General features: G+C 64.4%; 19 protein-coding genes. 7 read left to right on the top strand and 12 right to left on the bottom strand.

All coding sequences use genetic code 11. The features are described 5' to 3' along the window. Window positions 1–33 precede the first annotated feature (33 nt). The 7 genes from phoB to glcC form a co-directional block, all read right to left on the bottom strand. Window positions 34–723, bottom strand: coding sequence for a phosphate regulon transcriptional regulator PhoB (gene phoB, locus N5J71_RS11530; protein ID WP_147811432.1), 690 nt, complete (start codon window positions 721–723; stop codon window positions 34–36). A gap of 85 nt (window positions 724–808) precedes the next feature. Next, window positions 809–1,699, bottom strand: a complete 891-nt coding sequence (ubiA, locus tag N5J71_RS11525) for a 4-hydroxybenzoate octaprenyltransferase (RefSeq protein WP_279916880.1) — start codon at window positions 1,697–1,699, stop codon at window positions 809–811. A 380-nt stretch (window positions 1,700–2,079) separates the two neighbouring features. Further along, window positions 2,080–2,631: a chorismate--pyruvate lyase family protein gene (locus tag N5J71_RS11520; RefSeq protein ID WP_279916879.1), complete on the bottom strand. Its 552-nt coding sequence runs from the start codon at window positions 2,629–2,631 to the stop codon at window positions 2,080–2,082. A 216-nt stretch (window positions 2,632–2,847) separates the two neighbouring features. Then, the gene (locus N5J71_RS11515; protein WP_279916878.1) at window positions 2,848–3,819 is read right to left on the bottom strand and encodes a GGDEF domain-containing protein; all 972 of its coding nucleotides are present in this window, start codon (window positions 3,817–3,819) and stop codon (window positions 2,848–2,850) included. Window positions 3,820–3,897: 78 nt separating this feature from the next. After that, a complete protein-coding gene (locus N5J71_RS11510) occupies window positions 3,898–4,134 on the bottom strand; it encodes a hypothetical protein (RefSeq protein ID WP_187272827.1) in 237 nt (78 codons plus the stop codon). Further along, entirely contained in the window at window positions 4,131–4,529 is a 399-nt protein-coding gene (locus N5J71_RS11505) for a type IV pili methyl-accepting chemotaxis transducer N-terminal domain-containing protein (protein WP_279916877.1), read from the bottom strand. The genes N5J71_RS11510 and N5J71_RS11505 overlap by 4 nt, the downstream gene beginning before the upstream one ends. Window positions 4,530–4,763: 234 nt before the next feature. Further along, window positions 4,764–5,537, bottom strand: a complete 774-nt coding sequence (gene glcC / locus N5J71_RS11500; RefSeq protein WP_279916876.1) for a transcriptional regulator GlcC — start codon at window positions 5,535–5,537, stop codon at window positions 4,764–4,766. A 238-nt stretch (window positions 5,538–5,775) separates the two neighbouring features. Between glcC and glcD the strand changes: the two genes are divergently transcribed. The 7 genes from glcD (at window position 5,776) to N5J71_RS11465 (ending at window position 14,811) form a co-directional block, all read left to right on the top strand. After that, the gene (gene glcD / locus N5J71_RS11495; RefSeq protein ID WP_279916875.1) at window positions 5,776–7,275 is read left to right on the top strand and encodes a glycolate oxidase subunit GlcD; all 1,500 of its coding nucleotides are present in this window, start codon (window positions 5,776–5,778) and stop codon (window positions 7,273–7,275) included. Then, complete coding sequence (glcE, locus tag N5J71_RS11490) at window positions 7,275–8,330, top strand: glycolate oxidase subunit GlcE (protein WP_279916874.1); 1,056 nt, start codon at window positions 7,275–7,277, stop codon at window positions 8,328–8,330. Before glcD ends, glcE begins: the two co-directional genes overlap by 1 nt. A 3-nt stretch (window positions 8,331–8,333) precedes the next feature. Next, on the top strand, window positions 8,334–9,551 hold the full coding sequence (gene glcF, locus N5J71_RS11485; protein WP_279916873.1) for a glycolate oxidase subunit GlcF: 1,218 nt from the start codon (window positions 8,334–8,336) through the stop codon (window positions 9,549–9,551). Between the two features lie 75 nt (window positions 9,552–9,626). Then, entirely contained in the window at window positions 9,627–10,025 is a 399-nt protein-coding gene (locus N5J71_RS11480; RefSeq protein ID WP_279531763.1) for a heme-binding protein, read from the top strand. 298 nt (window positions 10,026–10,323) lie between these two features. Continuing rightward, on the top strand, window positions 10,324–12,501 hold the full coding sequence (locus N5J71_RS11475) for a malate synthase G (RefSeq protein WP_279916872.1): 2,178 nt from the start codon (window positions 10,324–10,326) through the stop codon (window positions 12,499–12,501). Between the two features lie 302 nt (window positions 12,502–12,803). Then, window positions 12,804–14,504, top strand: a complete 1,701-nt coding sequence (locus N5J71_RS11470; RefSeq protein WP_279916871.1) for an L-lactate permease — start codon at window positions 12,804–12,806, stop codon at window positions 14,502–14,504. A gap of 139 nt (window positions 14,505–14,643) precedes the next feature. Continuing rightward, on the top strand, window positions 14,644–14,811 hold the full coding sequence (locus N5J71_RS11465) for a rubredoxin (protein WP_003242223.1): 168 nt from the start codon (window positions 14,644–14,646) through the stop codon (window positions 14,809–14,811). Between the two features lie 235 nt (window positions 14,812–15,046). On the opposite strand, the gene N5J71_RS11460 is transcribed toward N5J71_RS11465, so the two are convergent. The 5 genes from N5J71_RS11460 to pstA all read right to left on the bottom strand — a co-directional run bounded on the left by N5J71_RS11460 (window position 15,047) and on the right by pstA (window position 20,507). Continuing rightward, a complete protein-coding gene (locus N5J71_RS11460; RefSeq protein ID WP_279916870.1) occupies window positions 15,047–15,943 on the bottom strand; it encodes a peptidoglycan DD-metalloendopeptidase family protein in 897 nt (298 codons plus the stop codon). 142 nt (window positions 15,944–16,085) lie between these two features. Next, window positions 16,086–16,982 (bottom strand): response regulator, encoded by an 897-nt coding sequence (locus N5J71_RS11455; protein WP_279916869.1) that lies wholly within the window; start codon window positions 16,980–16,982, stop codon window positions 16,086–16,088. A gap of 135 nt (window positions 16,983–17,117) precedes the next feature. Beyond that, window positions 17,118–17,846, bottom strand: a complete 729-nt coding sequence (gene phoU / locus N5J71_RS11450) for a phosphate signaling complex protein PhoU (protein WP_279531759.1) — start codon at window positions 17,844–17,846, stop codon at window positions 17,118–17,120. A gap of 90 nt (window positions 17,847–17,936) precedes the next feature. After that, window positions 17,937–18,770, bottom strand: coding sequence for a phosphate ABC transporter ATP-binding protein PstB (gene pstB / locus N5J71_RS11445; protein ID WP_147811445.1), 834 nt, complete (start codon window positions 18,768–18,770; stop codon window positions 17,937–17,939). A gap of 66 nt (window positions 18,771–18,836) precedes the next feature. Then, on the bottom strand, window positions 18,837–20,507 hold the full coding sequence (pstA, locus tag N5J71_RS11440) for a phosphate ABC transporter permease PstA (RefSeq protein WP_424960565.1): 1,671 nt from the start codon (window positions 20,505–20,507) through the stop codon (window positions 18,837–18,839). Window positions 20,508–20,612: the final 105 nt, after the last annotated feature.

Genomic DNA, 20,612 nt, shown 5'->3' with positions numbered 1-20,612 from the left:
CAGAGCGAGTACGCAGAAACGCTGCGCCAGCGCTTAACCTTTGGTGGAGAAACGATACCCAGTCCCACGCACGGTTTGCACCAGATTTTCGTAGGCCGTACCGAGCGCCTTGCGCAGGCGGCGGATATGCACATCGACGGTGCGTTCCTCGACATAGACGTTGCCACCCCAGACCTGATCGAGCAACTGGCCACGGGTATAGGCGCGCTCCTGGTGGGTCATGAAGAACTGCAGCAGACGGTATTCGGTGGGGCCCATCTCGGCCGGTTTGCCATCGATGGTGACGCGATGGCTGACCGGGTCGAGCAGCAGGCCACCCACTTCGATCGGCGCCTCGCTGTCGCTGGGGCCGGCGCGGCGCAGCACAGCCTTGAGACGGGCGACCAGTTCACGCGGCGAGAACGGCTTGGTGATGTAGTCGTCGGCGCCGACTTCCAGCCCCTGGATCTTGTTGTCCTCTTCGCCCTTGGCGGTGAGCATGATGATCGGGATATCGCTGGTCAGTTCGTCGCGCTTGAGCCTGCGCGCCAGCTCGATGCCGCTGGTGCCGGGCAGCATCCAGTCGAGCAGAATCAGATCGGGCTTGCGGTCGACGATAACGGCATGGGCCTGCTGGGTATTCTCCGCTTCCAGGCACTCGTAACCGGCCATCTCCAGGGCCACCGCGATCATCTCGCGGATCGGTGCTTCGTCATCGACGATCAGGATGTTCTTGCCAACCATGGGGCCTTAGCCTCTATTCGTTCTCTGTCTGCGCCGCATTAGATAACGGAATTATTGCAGCGATATGACAGATGCGCGGCAACCCTTAACGTAAGGCGTAGTCCAGCACGATGCCAACGAAGATCGCCAGCCCCGCCCAATGGTTGTGCAGGAAGGCGTTGAAACAGGCCATCGGCTTGCGGTTGCGGGTCTTGTGATATTCCCAGGCAAAGCAGGCGGCGGCCACCAGCAGACCGGCGTGAAACCAAATACCCAGTTCGAAACGCGCGCCGGCCAGCAGCAGGCAGAGCAGCGCCAGGCCCTGCAGGCTGGCGATGATCAGGCGGTCGGCGTCGCCGAAGAGGATGGCGGTGGATTTAACCCCGATCTTCAGGTCATCCTCGCGGTCAGCCATGGCGTAGTAGGTGTCGTAGGCCACCGTCCACAGCAGGTTGGCGATATACAGCAGCCAGGCCTCTGGCGGCAGGCTGCCGGTCTCGGCGGTGAATGCCATCGGCATACCCCAGGAGAAGGCCGCACCGAGCACCACCTGCGGGTAGAAGGTGTAACGCTTCATGAAGGGGTAGCAGGCAGCCAGGGCCAGGCCACCGAAGGACAGCCAGATGGTGGTGGCATTGGTGAACAGCACCAGCACGAAGCTCATCGCCACCAGCACGGCGAACAGCACCAGCGCCTCGCGCGGCTGGATCTTGCCACTGGCCAGCGGGCGTGCCCTGGTGCGGCTGACGTGGCCGTCGAAGTAGCGGTCGGCGTAGTCGTTGATCACGCAGCCGGCGGCGCGCATCAGGATCACGCCGAAGACGAAGATGAACAGATTCTTCACGCTCGGCACGCCTTCGGCCGCCACCCACAGCGCCCACAAGGTTGGCCACAACAGCAGATAGATGCCGATGGGCTTTTCCAGGCGCATCAGCTGAATGAAGTCCCAGGCGCGCGGGTGCAGGCGGGTGGTCGATTGCAGCAGGCGGGTGTACATCGAAGCGTCTCCGTGCAGGTTGCGCGGATTATACGGACAAGCGCGAGTGGGAGGCGCTTTAGCAGGCCGTTGAAAAACGTAGGCGAGGCAGCCAATGCAAGGCAAAAATAGGCGAAAAACGGTCGGAGTCGCGCTCGACTTTACGAGCTGTAAATGAGCATTTTGATCGGACTCGCGCACGAGCCTGTTTTTAACGCAGCAGTGGCAACGCAGATAGTTTTTCAACAGCCTGTTAGCGGCGATGCTCACTGCCACTAACGGTTCAACGCGTAGGGCGTACTCGGCTTTGGCCTCCTGCATCCATGCAGTCGTTGCGAAGCAGTACGCAATGGCCCGACAGACAACAGGTATAGCCTGGGCAAGCAATGCTATTGCGAAGGCTAGGCCTCGATACCCGCCGCCTGCCAGAAGCCCGGCAGGAACACCTCTGCTACCAGCACCCCCAATGCCCCCCGACTGAAGCACGAGCGCCGCGCCCACAGTCGCTCTGCGCGCACGTCTTGCGGCAGCCAGGCCGCCGGATAACGGCAGGCCTGCAGTTCGCCCCGGTCAAAGGCCCGGTCACTGAACAGCAGTTCACCCAGCGAGCGGCTGCCCAACTCGGCCAGATTGAGCCCGGAGCCTTCCAGCACGCTGCGCGCGGCAACGCTGCGGGCGAACACCCAGGGCTGCCCGTGCCCACGTAGGTACACCTCGCGTACCCAGCCCTGGCTGCCGTCGGCCACACCAAGCATCGCGCACTCATCGCTGCGCATGCGCTGCCAGCCTTCCTGCAGCGGCGTTACCGAAAAACCGTCGTTGGACAGAGCAGTGAGGCGACGGGTCAGCGAATCCTCGTTGAATAGCCAGTCGCGCACGCCGGCAGCCGGCTGCGGATGCAACTGGGCATTGGTCAGCCAGCGCGGCGGATGAGCGAGAGCAGCGTGAGGCACGAAGAGAATCACCACAGTTCGAAAGCGCGCGAGTCTAACACGGCGCGGCAGACGCTTAGAGACCGGGGCATGCGCTTCAAGACGTTGCGTGGGCTGGGTGGTGTGCGGCCCGGTATTGATACTGTGGTTGCGCGGCCATGCGCTCTGCTGGCGCGGAGGCTCTCAAGCACATACCCTCGGGCTATCGATCAGCAGCCGAGACGGGTCAACGATTGCTCAGGCCTGGACATCTGCGGCATCGTCCAGCCCCGGGCGAGCAGGCGCCCTGGCCACCTCCAGACGATCACGACCGCGTTGCTTGGCCTGGTAGAGCAGCTTGTCGACACTATTGAGGAAATCCAGCGGGCGATCATGGGCGCCCGGCACGATGGTGCCCACGCCGAGGCTGATGGTGAGCAGCGACGACACGGCGGAGCGCGCGTGCGCAATGCGCTGCTGACGCACCTGCTGGCGGCAGCGCTCGGCAATATGCCGGGCGGCGGCCTCATCGGTCTCCGGCAGTACCAGCACGAACTCCTCGCCACCGAAGCGGCCGACGAAATCCCGTGGCCGGCTGGCCGCGCGGCTCAGGGCCTGACCGACGTGCTTCAGGCAGTCGTCACCCTGAATGTGACCGTAATGATCGTTGTACTGCTTGAAGTGATCGATATCGAGCAGGATCAGCGACAGCGGCTGCTGAGTGCGCTGGGCATTGGCCCATTCGGTGGCCAGCACGCTGTCGAACATGCGCCGGTTGGCCACGCCGGTAAGGCCGTCCTTGTAGGAGTACTCCTCCAACTGCTTCTGCAGGGTCAGCAGCTGTTCCTCGGTCTTCTTGCGCTCGCTGATGTCGAACATGAAGCCGATCAGCGAGTCCACCTCGCCGTTGTCGTCGCGCACCACATGCACCACATCGCGAATCCATACGTAGTCACCGGCGGCGGTCAGTGCGCGGTAGTCGGCCTCATGATCGACGCCTTTCTGCGACTGCGCGATGCAGAATTGCACCACTTTCTCGCGGTCGTCCGGGTGCATGCGCGTCGCCCAGTCTTCGGCACTGACCCAACTGGCCTGCGACCAGCCCAGCAGCGTTTCGATCTGCGGGCCGATATAGGCGAAAGTCATGGTCTTCCAGTCGATCTTCCAGGGAATCGCCCGGGTCGACTCCAGAAGAGTCTTGTACACCGCCTGATCAGTTGCTGCGCTCATGTCCACTACCTCTGCCCGACTAGCGCTTGGTTATAGCGCAAAAGCAGGCGGCCGAGGAGGCAGACTGGCGAACGGCTATCAGGCCTCTTTGGCCTGCAGGCCGGCGTACAGACGGGTCAGCTCGTTGAGCTGGCGGAACAGCGAGTCGGTGCTGACGGTGATCACGGTCGGTACGAAGTCCTGCGAGGCGTGCAGGTCGATGCCCTTGAGGGTGAAGCCCCAGTGGGCGCGGGCGCGACGCTGGGTGTTGGCGATTTCCTCGTTCGGCGTGCCGCGGGCCTCCAGCTCCTTGAGGATGGTCTCGAAATCGCTCACGGCTTTGTCCAGCTTGGCGTCCAGGTCCGGCGCAGGCACACGCCAGGACTTGGCCATGTAGAGCATTCCGGCTTGGCTTCGACCCGCAGGCGATGAACAGCCCAGGTGGCGTCGACCTTGGCCAGCGCAGCCTTGATCTCGGCAGTGGGTGCGTAACCGGCCAGGGCCTTCTGGCTGGCATCGAAACGTTCGATGGTTTCCTTGAGCTGACGCTGGGCCACATCTAAACGCACGTCGGCACCGAGCATCAGGTAGTTCTTGGCCATGCGCTGGGTCAGCGAGCGCTGCAGGCCGGCCATGTTCATGGCTTCGGAATCGCTCAACTGCGCCAGGCTAGGCATGCTTACCAGCGCGGTGCAGGCGAGCAGAATGACAGACAGGTACTTCTTCAACACGTCGGTACTCCAATTCGAGGACGAGGCAATGCACCGCAGGCGAGCGCCGGCAGTGATGGGTGAACCCTTGAATGCGGGGGTTTTTATTGGAATGCGAGGGGGCAGTTTCGACGGGCGCACGGCCCAGATGCTGCGGGAAGGGCGCGATGATAGCCATTAAAACGCCATCATTCTGTGCGGACAGTCATGCTCGTCGCATACCGTATTGCTGTGTCAGGGCGGTGCACGACCCTATCAGGCCCAACCTTCAAGGCGCATGGTCGCGCGTACCAGGCGCTGCTCTTCCTGCTCGATCTCCTGCAGGTTGTCGCGAATGCTATTGATGTGGTCGCGTGCGGCGCGCTGGGCCTGTTCCGGCAGGCGCTCGATCACTGCGTGGTAGAGGCGCGAGTGCTGGCGGTCGATCTGCCGTTTCTGCGCTGGGCGGTGGTAGAGGTTGTTCACCGAGGCGAACACTGTACTGAGCATCAGGTCGGTCAGCGACTGCAGGGTGTGCACCAGCACCGGATTGTGCGAGGCCTCGCAGATGGCCAGGTGGAAGGCGTGGTCGAGGCGCGCATGCTCGCGTGGGTCCACCGGCTGCTCCTGCGTATGGGCCGCCAGCATCTCTTCGTAACGCCGGGTCAACAGCACGAAATCCGCTTCGGTGCCACGCAGGGCCGCCAGGCGCGCCGACTCCCCCTCGAGCAGGCCGCGCACTTCCAGCAGGTCGTACAGAGTACGCGGCTGCGAGTTGAACAGGTGCATCAGCGGGCTGGCATCACGCTCGCCACTGAGCTTCGCCACCCGTGAGTCGCGGCCCTGGGCGGTGTCGATAATGCCGCGACCGCGCAACACCTTGAGGCCTTCGCGCAGCGCAGAACGGGAGATGCCCAGTTTTTCGCACAGGCGCCGTTCCGACGGCAGTGGCTGGCCCACCTTGAGTACGCCGTCGACGATCAGCCGCTCGATGCGCTCGGCCACCACGTCACTCACCTGGCGTCGTGCAGCGCCCTGATTCGGTTTCATTTTCAGCACCCCACAACTGGTCGTACCAGTTTTCGCAGACACATTCTCTTGCGTTCGCAGCCAGCGCCCAGGCCATAAAGCATAAGCCTTTTGTCTGGATCGTGGTGAAAGACTGACGAAAGAAACTGGTCATACCAGCATTAGCAAAGATGGACGAAAAAATACAAACGGCCTAAACATGCAGGCCAAGGTCGCAGCATGACCGCCAATAACAACATCGTCCACGATTGAGCCTGCCATGAGCATTCTGTACGACGAGCGCGTCGACGGCGCGCTACCCAAGGTCGACAAGGCCGCCTTGCTGGCCGAGCTGCGCCAGCGCCTGCCCGACCTTGACATCCTGCATACCCAGGAAGACCTCAAGCCTTACGAGTGCGATGGCCTCTCCGCCTATCGCACCACACCCATGCTGGTGGTATTGCCCGAGCGCATCGAGCAGGTGCAGCAGTTGCTCAAGCTCTGCCACGCCCGTGGCGTGCCGGTGGTCGCACGCGGCGCCGGTACCGGCCTGTCCGGCGGCGCACTGCCGCTGGAGCAAGGCATCCTGCTGGTGATGGCGCGCTTCAACCAGATTCTCGAGATCAACCGCGAAGGTCGCTTCGCCCGGGTACAGCCCGGCGTGCGCAACCTGGCGATCTCCCAGGCCGCCGCGCCCTTCGACCTGTATTATGCCCCCGACCCGTCCTCGCAGATCGCCTGCTCCATCGGCGGCAACGTCGCCGAGAATGCTGGCGGCGTGCACTGCCTGAAGTACGGCCTGACCGTGCATAACCTGCTCAAGGTCGACATCCTCACCGTCGAAGGCGAATTCATGACCCTCGGCAGCGATGCCCTGGATGCCCCGGGCTTCGACCTGCTGGCGTTGTTCACCGGCTCCGAGGGCATGCTCGGCATCGTCACCGAGGTGACGGTCAAGCTGCTGCCCAAGCCGCAGGTGGCCAAGGTGCTGCTGGCGGCCTTCGATTCGGTGGAAAAGGCCGGTCGCGCCGTGGGTGACATCATCGCCGCCGGCATCATCCCCGGTGGCCTGGAGATGATGGATAACCTGGCCATTCGCGCCGCCGAAGACTTCATTCACGCCGGCTACCCGGTGGAGGCCGAAGCCATCCTGCTCTGCGAGCTGGACGGCGTCGAAGCCGACGTCGCCGATGACTGCGAGCGCGTGCGCGAGGTGCTGGAGAAAGCCGGTGCCACCGAAGTGCGCCAGGCGCGCGACGAGGCCGAGCGGGTGAAATTCTGGGCCGGGCGCAAGAACGCCTTCCCCGCAGTAGGGCGCATCTCGCCGGATTACTACTGCATGGACGGCACCATCCCGCGCCGCGAGCTGCCCGGCGTGCTGCGCGGCATCGCCGAACTGTCCGAGGAGTACGGCCTGCGCGTGGCCAACGTGTTCCATGCCGGCGACGGCAACATGCACCCGCTGATCCTGTTCGATGCCAACGTGCCGGGCGAGCTGGAGCGCGCCGAGGCCATCGGCGGCAAGATCCTCGAACTCTGCGTCAAGGTCGGCGGCAGCATCACCGGCGAGCACGGCGTTGGCCGCGAGAAGATCAACCAGATGTGCGCACAGTTCAACAGCGACGAGATCACCCTGTTCCACGCGGTGAAGGCGGCGTTCGACCCCAGCGGTCTGCTCAATCCGGGCAAGAACATCCCCACCCTGCACCGCTGCGCCGAGTTCGGCGCCATGCACGTGCACCACGGCCAACTGCCCTTCCCGGAACTGGAGCGTTTCTGATGTCGCATGATTTCGACGCCAGCGCCGCGCTGCTGGAACAGGTCAACCACGCGCTGAACAGCGCCACCCCGCTGCGCATCCAGGGCAGCGGCAGCAAGGCTCATCTGGGCCGCGCCACGAACGGTGAGGTACTGGATACCCGCCAGCATCGCGGGATCGTCAGCTACGACCCCACCGAACTGGTACTCACTGCCCGCGCCGGCACGCCGCTGGCCGAGATCGAGGCCGCGCTGGAGGCCAACAACCAGATGTTGCCGTGCGAGCCGCCGCACCTGGGCGACGGCGCCACCCTGGGCGGCATGGTCGCCGCCGGGCTGTCCGGCCCGCGCCGGCCCTGGGCCGGTTCGGTACGCGACCAGGTGCTCGGCACCCGGGTGATCACTGGCCAGGGCAAGCTGCTGCGCTTCGGCGGCGAGGTGATGAAGAACGTCGCCGGCTACGACCTGTCGCGCCTGATGGCCGGCAGCTTCGGCTGCCTCGGCCTGCTCGCCGAGGTGTCGATCAAGGTGCTGCCCAAACCGCGCCAGGTACTCAGCCTGCGCCTGCAAATGGACGCCCTGTATGCCCTGAACAAGCTCGCCGAATGGGGTCAGCAGCCGCTGCCGATCAGCGCCGCCAGCCACGACGGCGCGGCGCTGCACCTGCGCCTGGAGGGTGGCGAAGGCTCGGTTCAGGCCGCGCGCCAACGCCTTGGTGGCGAAGAGATCGACAACGGCTACTGGCATGAACTGCGCGAACAGCGCCTACCGTTCTTCGCTGGCGAGGGCACCCTGTGGCGCCTGTCGCTGCCGGCCAACAGTGGTCTGCTCGACCTGCCCGGTCGCCAGATGATCGACTGGGGCGGCGCGCAACGCTGGCTGATAACCGACGCCGATGGCGAGCTGATCCAGCGCGTGACGGCCAAGCTCGGCGGCCACGCCACCTGCTTCGCTGCCGGCCAGGCGCAACCTTTCCAGCCGCTGGCCGCACCGCTGCTGCGCTACCAGCGCCAGCTGAAGAACCAGCTCGACCCCCAGGGTATTTTCAACCCTGGCCGCATGTACGCCGAGGTATAAGACGTGCAGACCAATTTGAGTGAACAGGCCAAACGCCTGCCGCGCGCCGAGGAAGCCGAACGCATCTTGCGCTCCTGCGTGCACTGTGGCTTCTGTAATGCCACCTGCCCGACCTATCAGTTGCTCGGCGACGAGCTCGACGGCCCGCGCGGGCGTATCTACCTGATCAAGCAGATGCTCGAAGGCAACGAAGTCACGGCCAAGACCCAGGAGCACCTGGATCGCTGTCTGACCTGCCGCAACTGCGAGACCACCTGCCCGTCAGGCGTGCAGTACCACAACCTGCTGGATATCGGCCGCGAAGTGGTCGAGCAGGCGGTGCCGCGGCCACTGAACGAACGCCTGCTGCGTCAGGGCCTGCGCGCCGTGGTGCCACGACCGGCGCTGTTCAAGACGCTGACCCAGACTGGCCTGGCCCTGCGCCCGCTGCTGCCGGCCGCGCTCAAGGCCAAGCTGCCACGCGAAATTCGCCCGGCCAAGCCACGCCCGACGCAGCAGCACACGCGCCGCGTGTTGATGCTCGAAGGTTGCGTGCAGCCGGGGCTGTCGCCCAACACCAACGCCGCCACCGCGCGCGTGCTCGATCGTCTAGGCATCAGTGTCACGCCAATCCGCGAGGCCGGCTGCTGCGGCGCCGTCGACTATCACCTCAACGCTCAGGAGGCCGGCCTGCAACGCGCCCGGCAGAACATCGACGCCTGGTGGCCGGCCATCGAGGCCGGCACCGAAGCCATCGTGCAGACCGCCAGCGGCTGCGGCGCCTTCGTCAAGGACTACGGCCATCTGCTCGCCAGCGACCCAGCCTATGCGAGCAAGGCGGCGCGGGTCAGTGCCCTGGCCAAGGATTTGGTCGAGGTGCTGCAAAGCGAGCCACTGGAGCAGTTGCAGGTACGCGCCGAGCAGCGCCTGGCCTTCCATTGCCCCTGCACCCTGCAGCATGCACAGAAGCTCGGCGGCGCTGTTGAAGGCGTGCTGACGCGCCTCGGTTTCGGCCTCACTGCCGTGCCGGACAGCCATCTGTGCTGCGGCTCGGCCGGCACCTATTCGCTGACCCAGCCGGTGTTGTCACGCCAGCTGCGCGACAACAAGCTCAATGCCCTGGAAAGCGGCAAACCGGACGCCATCGTCACCGCCAATATCGGTTGCCAGACCCATCTGAACGGCGCCGGGCGTACGCCGGTGCGGCACTGGATCGAGATCGTCGAAGAAGCGATGGGCTGAAAGCCTGAACCCTCTCCCCCGGCCCCTCTCCCGCAAGCGGGAGAGGGGAGAAAAGCTACGAATACGAGGTATGCCATGCAACATAAAGCCGTACTCAGCCAGAACGAAGTCGCCCAGATTCTCCAGGCGGCCCGCAACGAAGCGCAGCAACAGGGCTGGGCCGTGGCCATCGCCGTGGTCGATGATGGCGGCCACCCGCTGGCCCTGGAACGCCTCGACGGCTGCGCGCCCATCGGCGCCTACATCGCCACCGAGAAGGCACGCAGCGCCGCCATCGGCCGCCGCGAAACCAAGGGCTATGAGGATATGGTCAACGGCGGTCGCACCGCCTTCGTCAGCGCGCCACTGATCACCTCGCTGGAGGGCGGTGTACCCGTGCTGGTGGACGGCCAGGTGGTGGGTGCCGTCGGCGTCTCCGGGGTCAAGGCCGAGCAGGATGCGCAGGTGGCCAAAGCAGGTATTGCGGCCCTTTAAACATGCGGCGCAGCCGCCAACTGATGCCCTTCTCCCTTCGGGAGAAGATGTCACGAAGTGACGGATGAGGGGCATTGGCGACGCAGCCGCCAGCTGATGCCCTGCTCTCTCAGGGAGAAGGTGGCACGAAGTGACAGATGAGGGCAGTGCGGCGCAAAGCCTGTAGGAGCCGCGCCTCGCGGCGAATTGTGAGCTGTAACCGCAGTAAGGCCGCAATCTTTCGCCCCGGGGCGCGGCTCCAACAACACATTGATTGACCCGCTCCACCATGGGCGGATGCAGACAGGAGAACAGAAAAATGACCGAACGCGTGCAATGTCAGCGCCTGCAGGTAGCCGCCGAGCTCAAGCAGTTCATCGAAAACGACGTGCTGCCCGGCAGCGGGATCGAGGCGGCAGCCTTCTGGAGCGGTTTCGACGCGCTGGTGCACGACCTGGCCCCGCGCAACCGCGCCCTGCTGGCCGAGCGTGACCGTCTGCAGACCGAGCTGGATAACTGGCATCGCGCCAACCCCGGCCCGATCACCGACATGGCCGCCTACCGCGCCTTCCTCGGCTCCATCGGTTACCTGCTGCCGCAGCCGGAGCAGGTTAAGGCCAGCACCGCCAACGTCGACAGCGAAATCGCCACCCAGGCTGGCCCACAGCTGGTAGTGCCGGTGATGAACGCACGCTACGCACTGAACGCTGCCAACGCCCGCTGGGGCTCGCTGTACGACGCCCTGTATGGCACCGACGCGATCAGCGAAGAGGGTGGTGCGAGCAAGGGCCCGGGCTACAACGAAGTACGCGGCGCCAAGGTGATCGCCTTCGCCCGCGCCTTCCTCGACCAGGCGGCGCCGCTGGCCAAGGGCTCGCACGCCGACGCCAGTGCCTATGCCGTGGTCGCCGGCCAGTTGCAGGTGACCCTGAGCAGCGGCGCGCAGACCTCCCTGGCGCAACCGGAGAAGTTCGTCGGCTACCAAGGTGAGGCCGCCACGCCGAGCGCGGTGCTGCTGAAAAACAACGGTTTGCACTTCGAGATTCAGATCGACGCCAGCAGCCCCATTGGCAGCACCGACGCCGCCGGCGTGAAAGACGTGCTGATGGAAGCGGCGCTGTCGACCATCATGGACTGCGAGGACTCCGTGGCAGCCGTCGACGCCGCCGACAAGGTGGTGGTCTACCGCAACTGGCTGGGCCTGATGAAGGGCGATCTGGTCGAGGAACTGGAAAAAGGCGGCAAGCGCATCACCCGCCGCCTCAACCCGGATCGCACCTACACCGCCGCCAATGGCAGCGAACTGACCCTGCATGGCCGCTCGCTGCTGTTCGTGCGCAACGTCGGCCACCTGATGAGCAACCCGGCGATCCTCGATGGTGAAGGCCATGAGATTCCCGAGGGCATCCTCGATGCGGTGGTCACCAGCCTAATCGCCCTGCACGACCTGCAGCGTCGCGGCAACTCGCGTACCGGCAGCGTCTATATCGTCAAGCCGAAGATGCACGGCCCGTTCGAAGTGGCCTTCGCCAACGAGCTGTTCGGTCGCGTCGAACAGCTGCTGGGCATGCCGGCCAACACCCTGAAGATGGGCATCATGGACGAGGAGCGACGCACCAGCGTCAACCTCAAGGCGTGCATCGAGGCGGCCAGCGCGCGCGTGGCCTTCATCAACACTGGCTTCCTCGACCGCACCGGCGACGAGATACACAGCGCCATGGAAGCCGGCGCGATGCTGCGCAAGGGCGACATGAAATCCAGCGCCTGGATCCAGGCCTACGAACGCAACAACGTGCTGGTCGGCCTGGCCTGCGGCCTGCGTGGCAAGGCGCAGATCGGCAAGGGCATGTGGGCCATGCCGGACCTGATGGCAGCCATGCTCGAGCAGAAGATCGGCCACCCGAAAGCCGGTGCCAACACCGCCTGGGTACCGTCGCCGACCGCGGCCGTGCTGCACGCCCTGCACTACCACCAGGTGGATGTGCAGGCGGTGCAGAGCGAGCTGGAACTGATCGACCTGGCCAGCCAGCGCGACAGCCTGCTGAACGATCTGCTCAGCGTGCCGGTCAGTGCCGACCGCCCATGGAGCGCCAGCGACATCCAGCAGGAGCTGGACAACAACTGCCAGGGCATCCTCGGTTACGTGGTGCGCTGGGTCGAGCAGGGCGTCGGCTGTTCCAAGGTGCCGGATATCCACAACGTCGGCCTGATGGAAGACCGCGCCACCCTGCGCATCTCCGCCCAGCACATCGCCAACTGGCTGCACCACGGCGTGGTCAGCGAGGCTCAGGTGCGCGAGACCCTGCAGCGCATGGCGCAGGTGGTCGACGGGCAGAATGCCGGCGATCCGGCCTACCGCCCGATGGCACCGAACTTCGAGCAGTCCCATGCCTTCCGCGCCGCCAGCGACCTGGTATTCAAGGGCCGCGAGCAGCCGTCCGGCTATACCGAGCCGCTGCTGCATGCCTGGCGTTTGCGCTTCAAAGAAGAGGTCTGAGCAGCCCACCGATCATGTAGAAGCGGCGCCCCGCCGCGGAGCTGGAGAAAAGCTTCGCCCCGGGGCGGGGCTCCTACACAGGGGGTTAACAACCGTGGATGGCTCTTGACGCCTCCACTGAGCAGTAACAAGCCCTGACGGTTTCTGACCGTCGGGGCTTTCGAGCATGAGCGCGGCGATGGGTGATCCCCGCCGTCGCGGCTCGCGGAAAGGCCGGCGCCGTGGTGCCCGACTCTTCCAGATGCGTGGCGCCGGGTATCCCCGGAAAACTGTGGTTCACAAAAAAAAGAAGGAACCAACCCATGAGTCAAACGCTGCTGTCCATCCTGGCCTTCGTGCCACTGATACTGGCGGGGGTACTGCTGATCGGCTTTCGCTGGCCAGCCAAGTACGCGATGCCGCTGGTGTTCGTCCTCACCGCCCTGATCGGCCTATTGGCCTGGGACATGTCCCTCAACCGGGTCATCGCCTCCAGTCTGCAGGGGCTGATCCTCACCGCCTCGATCCTGTGGATCATCTTCGGCGCCATCCTCCTGCTCAACACCCTCAAGCATTCCGGTGGCATCGCGGCGATTCGCCGGGGCTTCTCCAACATCAGCCCTGATCGCCGCGTGCAGGCGCTGATCGTCGCCTGGCTGTTCGGCTGCTTCATCGAGGGCGCGTCCGGTTTCGGCACCCCGGCCGCCGTGGCCGCGCCGCTGCTGGTAGCCCTGGGCTTCCCGGCCCTGGCCGCGGTGGTACTGGGGATGATGGTGCAGTCCACCCCGGTGTCCTTCGGTGCGGTGGGTACGCCGATCCTGGTGGGCGTCGGCGCCGGCCTGGACAGAACCGGCATTACCGAGCAACTGGTGGCCACCGGCAGCACCTGGGAAACCTTCTTCCACCTGATCTATTCGCGGGTGGCCATCACCCACGGCCTGATCGGCCTGCTGATGCCGCTGATCATGGTGATGATCATGACGCGCTTCTTCGGCCGCAATCAGAGCTGGAAGGAAGGCCTGGCAGTGGCGCCGTTCGCCATCTTCACCGCCTTCGCCTTCTCCCTGCCGTACATGGCCGCCGGCGTGTTCCTCGGCCCGGAGTTCCCTTCGATGATCGGCGCCCTGGTCGGCCTGGCCATCGTAGTGCCGGCGGCCAAGGCCGGCTTCCTGCTGCCCAAGGACACCTGGGACTTCGCCGATGCCAAGGACTGGCCATCCGAGTGGATGGGCATGATCGAAATGAAACTGGAAGAGGTGGCCGGCAAGGCACCGATTTCGGTGCCCATGGCGTGGGCGCCCTACCTGCTGCTGGCGGTGTTTCTGGTCATCTCGCGGACCTTCCCGCAAGTGAAAGCGGCGCTGATGAGCCTGAGCTTCGGCTGGAAGGACATCCTCGGCGAGACCGGCGTGTCCGGCACCATCGAGCCGCTGTACCTGCCGGGGGGCATCCTGTGCATGGTGGTGCTGGTGACCTTCTTCCTGCATCGCATGCGCCTGTCCGAGCTCAAGGCGGCAGTGGGCGAGTCGAGCAAGACCCTGCTCGGCGCCGGCTTCGTGCTGATCTTCACCATTCCCATGGTGCGCATCCTGATCAACTCGGGGGTCAACGGCGCCGACCTGGTGTCGATGCCGGTGGCCATGGCGCAACTGGTGGCCGATAGCGTCGGCGGCGTGTATCCGTTCTTCGCCCCGGCGGTCGGCGCCCTGGGCGCCTTCATCGCCGGCTCCAACACCGTGTCCAACCTGATGCTGTCGCAGTTCCAGCTCAATGCTGCCGAGCTGATCGGCGTGTCCGGGGCGATGATGGTGGCCGTGCAGTCGGTCGGTGCGGCGGCGGGCAATATGATCGCCATCCACAACGTGGTAGCGGCCTCAGCGACCGTTGGGCTGCTCGGACGCGAAGGCATCACCCTGCGCAAGACCATCCTGCCGACGCTCTACTACCTCACTGCAGCCGGCCTGATCGCGCTGGTGGCGATGTACGGCATGGCGCTGACCGACCCGCTGATGGCCGCTCGCTGACTGATGACGGGCCGTGCACTGCGCGGCCCGACTTTGGTTGGTCCCTGGCTGGTGGCGAATGCCACCGGCCGACTTGGCGCGTCAGTACAATTGCGGTAGCTTGCGTCGCGCAACGCCGTGAGATTGGCCTGAGGTTTTTATGAAAAAGTGGCAATGCGTGGTCTGTGGACTGATTTACGACGAGAGCCAGGGCTGGCCGGATGACGGCATCGCTCCCGGCACCCGCTGGGAAGACGTGCCGGAAGACTGGCTATGCCCTGACTGCGGCGTCGGCAAGATGGATTTCGAGATGATCGAAATCGGCTGATCACGCCTGGTTTTCACAAAACGGCGACCCTCGGGTTAATGCCAGTCAGTTAAGCCGTTGCACTCGATCTTTGTAGGAGCCGGCTTGCCGGCGATCCGCCATAAAAAGCATCGCCAGCAAGCTGGCTCCTACGAAAAGCGCCCTTCTACTGCAAGTAGGAGGGGGTGGTGACTAACTTATCTGATCAGCATTAACCCTCGGGTCGCCGTTTTTTGCTTGATATTCTGCCGCCAGACTATTCGCCGCCGACGGCGAAGTTCGGCAGGCTGTTGACCGGCTGACGGAAGTTGAAGGGAATGGACTCGACGGCCAGACCGACGTTGCGCTGCACCACGAAATGCAGGTGCGGGCCGGTGCTGTTGCCGGTGTTGCCGGAGCGCGCCAACAGGCTGCCGGTTTCCACCCGCTGACCTTCACGCACGCTGACCGAGCCCTTCATCAGGTGCAGGTAAACGCCCATGGTGCCGTCGTCATGCAGGATGCGCACGAAGTTGCCGGCCGGGTTGTTGCCGCGACCGCTCTGCTGGTTCTCGGTCTTGACCACCACACCACCGCGCGCGGCGACGATGGGCGTGCCCTCGGGCATGGCGATGTCCACTGCATAGCGTCCCTTGGGCGTGAAATGGCTGTAGGTGCCGTTGGCACCCTGGGTCTGGCGGAACGGCCCACCCCGCCAGGGCAGTGGATAGCGGTGAATGCTCGGCTGCAGGCGCGGATCACCGAGGGCGTAGCGTAACCTGGGTGTGTAGCGCAGTGGTTTGCTGGCATCCTGCGCGGTCAGGGTAGCCAGGCGGATATTGCTGCGCGGCGGCAACACCCAGCGAATCGGCTTGTCCGGCGCGCCGATGGCATTTTCCACCTGTTCGAGCTTCAGCTCGATTTCCACCGGGGCATAAAGGTCGTTGCGAATCAGCAGGGTCTCGCCGGCTTCGTGCTTCCTGGTTTCCAGTTTCACCTGGTTGTCCAGGCGCTCGACCATGCGGTCGTTGAACACGAACACCTGCGCGCCAGGCGCAGCCTGGTCGCTGTAGGTGACGACACCGTTCTGGTCGACATATTTGTAGATGGTCAGTGCAGTGGCCTGACCGCACAGGGCCAGCAAACTGCAGAGAATGATCAGACGCCCTAGCATAACGATTCGGATCTTATGGCTATTGGATATCCAGGTCGCCAAGACTAGCAGCGCTACCCAGACGGTGCGAGGCGTTGACCGTCAGGCTGTGAAGCGGCGCACCGCCGCTGGTCGGCCAGCCTTGAGCGGCGCGCGGCATCGTTCAGGCGCCGGGGCTGAAATGCTTCTGCGCGGTGCCACGGGCGATCAGCCGCGACAGGTAGTCGAGCTTCTGTGGATCGCGGTCGACGAAGCGGAAGGTCAGTTGCAGCCATTCACTGTCGGGCTTGGGTTCGAACGCTGCCACGGCATGCAGGTAACCATTGAGACGTGCGGTTTCCGCCGCCTCACCCTGCTCCAGATCGAGCACGGCGCTCTCCAGCACCTGCGGCAGCTGTTCGGTGCGCTTGACCACCAGCAACGCTTCCTTGAGACTCAGCGCCTTGATCGCGCAGGCCATGGTGCCGTCTGGCAGACGTAACTGGCCCTGGCCACGGCCGCTGGGCGGGGCTTTAGCAGGTGCAGCGGCGGGTTTGGCGAACGTCGCAGCCGCGACAGGCGCTGCCACAGGCTTGACCACTTCAGCCTTGCCACCGGTGAGTGCGGCCAGCGAGTCGTTGGCAAAACCACCGCTGCTGAGCATCTTCGGCGGCGCACTGGACATCAGCGCCTGCAGCTTGCCGGCGCGCTGCAGTGCCTTCTTGACCTTGGTCACCAGTTGCTCGTTGGAGAAGGGCTTGCCGATGTAGTCGGAGACACCCGCCTGGATCGCCTGCACCACGTTCTCCTTGTCACCGCGGCTGGTGACCATGATGAAGGGCGTGGTTTTCAGGTTGTCCTGCTCGCGGCACCAGGTCAGCAGCTCGAGGCCGGACAGCTCCGGCATTTCCCAATCGCAAAGAATCAGGTCGACCGCCTGGCGGCTCAACATCTGCTGCGCCTTGCGGCCGTTGACCGCTTCCTCGATCTGTACGCCGGGGAAGTGATCACGCAGCCCTTTCTTGACCAGATCACGAATGAAGGTCGCGTCATCCACCACCAGCACACTGACTTTGCTCATCGGTTACTCCTGTACGAATACGTACAAGCATAGTCATGGCCAATGGCCTAAGGCCAAAGGAAAACGTCGGACGGATAACAAATCACGCAAACGAAACGGCCCGGGAAAGCCCGGGCCGTCGGCATCAAGCAGGCATCAGTCCTTGGACTTGCCCTCGACCTCTTCACGCATGCGAGTCAGGCCGATGTGGCGCACATCGGTGCCACGCACCAGATAGATCACCAGTTCGGCGATGTTGCGCGCATGATCGCCGATACGCTCAAGCGAGCGCAGCACCCAGATCACGTTGAGCACGCGGGAGATCGAGCGTGGATCTTCCATCATGTAGGTGACCAGCTCGCGCAGTGCGGTCTTGTATTCGCGGTCGACGGTTTTGTCGTACTGCGCAACCGACAACGCCAGGTCGGCATCGAAACGGGCGAAGGCGTCCAGCGCCTCCTGCACCATCTTGCGTACCTGATCGCCGATGTGACGAACCTCGACGTAGCCCTTGGGCGACTCACCCTCTTCCGTAAGGAGGATGGCGCGCTTGGCGATCTTGGTCGACTCGTCGCCGATACGCTCGAGGTCGATCACCGACTTGGAGATGCTGATGATCAGGCGCAGGTCGGAGGCCGCCGGCTGGCGACGGGCGAGAATGCGCACGCATTCCTCGTCGATGTTGCGCTCCATCTGGTTGATCTGGTCATCGATCTCACGCACCTGCTGGGCCAGGCCGGAGTCGGCCTCGATCAGCGCGGTAACGGCGTCGTTGACCTGTTTTTCCACCAGGCCGCCCATGGCCAGCAGGTGGCTGCGCACTTCCTCCAGTTCGGCGTTGAACTGCTGGGAGATGTGCTGGGTAAGGTTGTCTTTGTTCATCATGTTTCGCTCCGCGAAAGTCCGGGTAGGGTGCGCCGTGCGCACCACAGGGCAGCTGCAACCGGTGCGCACAGCGCACCCTACGGGGCCAAATCAACCATAGCGACCGGTGATGTAGTCCTCGGTCTGCTTCTTATCCGGGTTGGTGAACAGCGTGTCGGTGTCGCCGAACTCGATCAGCTTGCCCATGTACATGAACGCGGTGTAGTCGGAAACGCGCGCCGCCTGCTGCATGTTGTGGGTGACGATGACGATGGTGTACTTGCTCTTGAGCTCGTAGATCAGCTCTTCGACCTTCAGCGTGGAGATCGGGTCGAGCGCCGAGCAGGGTTCGTCGAGCAGCAGCACTTCCGGCTGCACGGCGACGGTACGGGCGATCACCAGACGCTGCTGCTGACCGCCGGACAGGCCGAGTGCCGAGTCATGCAGGCGGTCCTTGACCTCATCCCACAGTGCCGCGCTCTTCAGCGCCCACTCCACCGCCTCGTCGAGCACGCGCTTGCTGTTGATGCCCTGGATGCGCAGGCCGTACACCACGTTCTCGTAGATGCTCTTGGGGAAGGGGTTGGGCTTCTGGAACACCATGCCGACGCGGCGACGCAGCTCGGCCACGTCCTCGCCCTTGCGGTAGATGTTGCGCCCGTCGATGTTGATCTCGCCTTCCACGCGGCAACCGTCGACCAGGTCATTCATGCGGTTGAAGGTACGCAGCAGGGTCGACTTGCCGCAGCCGGACGGCCCGATGAAGGCGGTCACACGCTGCTTGGGGATATCCATCTTGACGTCGAACAGCGCCTGCTTCTGGCCGTAGTACAGGTTCAGGCCCGGTACGGCGATGGCCGTGGTCTCGTTGGCCAGGCTCAGGCTCTGCTTGTCACGGCCGAGGGCGGCCAGATCGATACCGTGGGTATGGGTTTCGTGTTGCATGAACTCACTCCGTTCGTAGCTACAAGCTGCAAGCTGCGCACCGGCGGTGCGCGACTCGTAGCTGCGTTAGTGATCCAGCGCCTTGTACTTCTCGCGCAGGTGGTTACGGATATAGACCGCGGTCAGGTTGAGCAGGGCGATGACGATCACCAGCAGCAGCGCCGTGGCGTACACCAGCGGGCGCGCAGCCTCGACGTTGGGGCTCTGGAAGCCGACGTCGTAGATGTGGAAGCCCAGGTGCATGATCTTCTGATCGAGGTGCAGGTACGGGTAGTTGCCGTTGAGCGGCAGGGTCGGCGCCAGCTTCACCACACCCACCAGCATCAGCGGCGCCACCTCGCCGGCGGCGCGCGCCACGGCGAGGATCAGGCCGGTCATCATCGCCGGGCTGGCCATCGGGATCACTACCTTCCACAGCGTCTCGGCCTTGGTCGCGCCAAGCGCCAGCGAGCCTTCACGCACCGCACGGGGAATCCGCGCCAGGCCTTCCTCGGTGGCAACGATGACCACCGGCAGGGTCAGGATCGCCAGGGTCAGCGAGGCCCACATCAGACCCGGCGTACCGAAGGTCGGCGCCGGTGCGGACTCGGGGAAGAACAGCTGGTCGATCGAGCCGCCCAGCACGTAGACGAAGAAGCCCAGGCCGAACACGCCGTAGACGATCGACGGTACGCCGGCGAGATTGTTCACCGCAATGCGGATGACCCGGGTCAGAGCGCCCTGGTGCGCGTATTCACGCAGGTAGACCGCCGCAATCACGCCGAACGGGGTGACGATCACCGCCATCAGCATGACCATCAGCACGGTGCCGAAGATGGCCGGGAAGATCCCGCCTTCGGTGTTGGCCTCACGCGGCTCGTCGCTGACGAACTCCCACAGCTTCATGGCGTAGAAGCCGAGCTTGTCGACGGTGCTCATGGCGTTCGGGCGGAAGGCGCGGACGATCTTGCCCAGGGCGATCTCGGTCTGCCGGCCATCGCTGGCGCTGAGGGTCACGCTGTCGCGGTTGATCTGCTGGGTCAGCGCCACCATGCGCTCTTCGAGCACCTTGTACTCGGCGTTCAGCGCATCGCGGCGCGCGTCCATATCGGCCTGCGCGGCGGCGTCCAGCTTGCCCTGCAGCTGCAGCTTGCGACCTTCCAGGCGGATGCGCTCCAGGCCATGGTTGATACGGCCGATGTCGCGCTTCTCCAGGCGCACCAGCTGGGCATGCAGGTCCTCGACACGATCCAGACGCTCCTGCAGCGCCGGCCAGGCGGCGTCGCCCTCGGCGACGATCTGCCCGCTTTCCTTGACGTTGACCAGGTTGCCGTAGAAGTTGCCCCACTCGCGGCGCTCCAGCACGGTGATGCCGGCCGGCTTGCGCGGGTTGCTCAGCCATTCGCCGACCACCCAGGTGAAGTCGGCGCCGAACAATTCGCGGTTACCCACTTTCATCAGCTCGCGGGTCATGAATTCGCCACCTTCCGCAGCGACCGGCAGGCCGGCTGCAGCGAGACGGGCGCGCGGCACTTCCTCGACCTGCACCACCTCACCCAGCATCACCCGGGCTTCCTGACCAGGCACCTGGTAGTCGGCTTCGAGAATATCCGCCGGCCAGAAATGGCCCAGACCGCGGGTGGCGATCACCGCCAGCAGACCGAGGGTCATGATGATGGCGATGGCCACCGCGCCACCGCTCATCCATACGCCCGGGGCGCCGCTCTTGTACCAGGATTTCAGGTTGTTCTGTTTCACGGCATCACACCTTGAATGAAATCATTCTTTACCTCCCCTTTCCCGCTTGCGGGAGAGGGGCCGGGGGAGAGGGTTGCGGCGTTGTTCGCACTTCCCTCACCCGCC

The sequence above is a fragment of the Ectopseudomonas oleovorans genome (assembly GCF_029845265.1).
Taxonomy (GTDB): Bacteria; Pseudomonadota; Gammaproteobacteria; order Pseudomonadales; family Pseudomonadaceae; genus Aquipseudomonas; species Aquipseudomonas oleovorans.
Note: the sequence above shows the minus strand (reverse complement) of the source record. Positions and strands in the feature narration are given on the sequence as shown.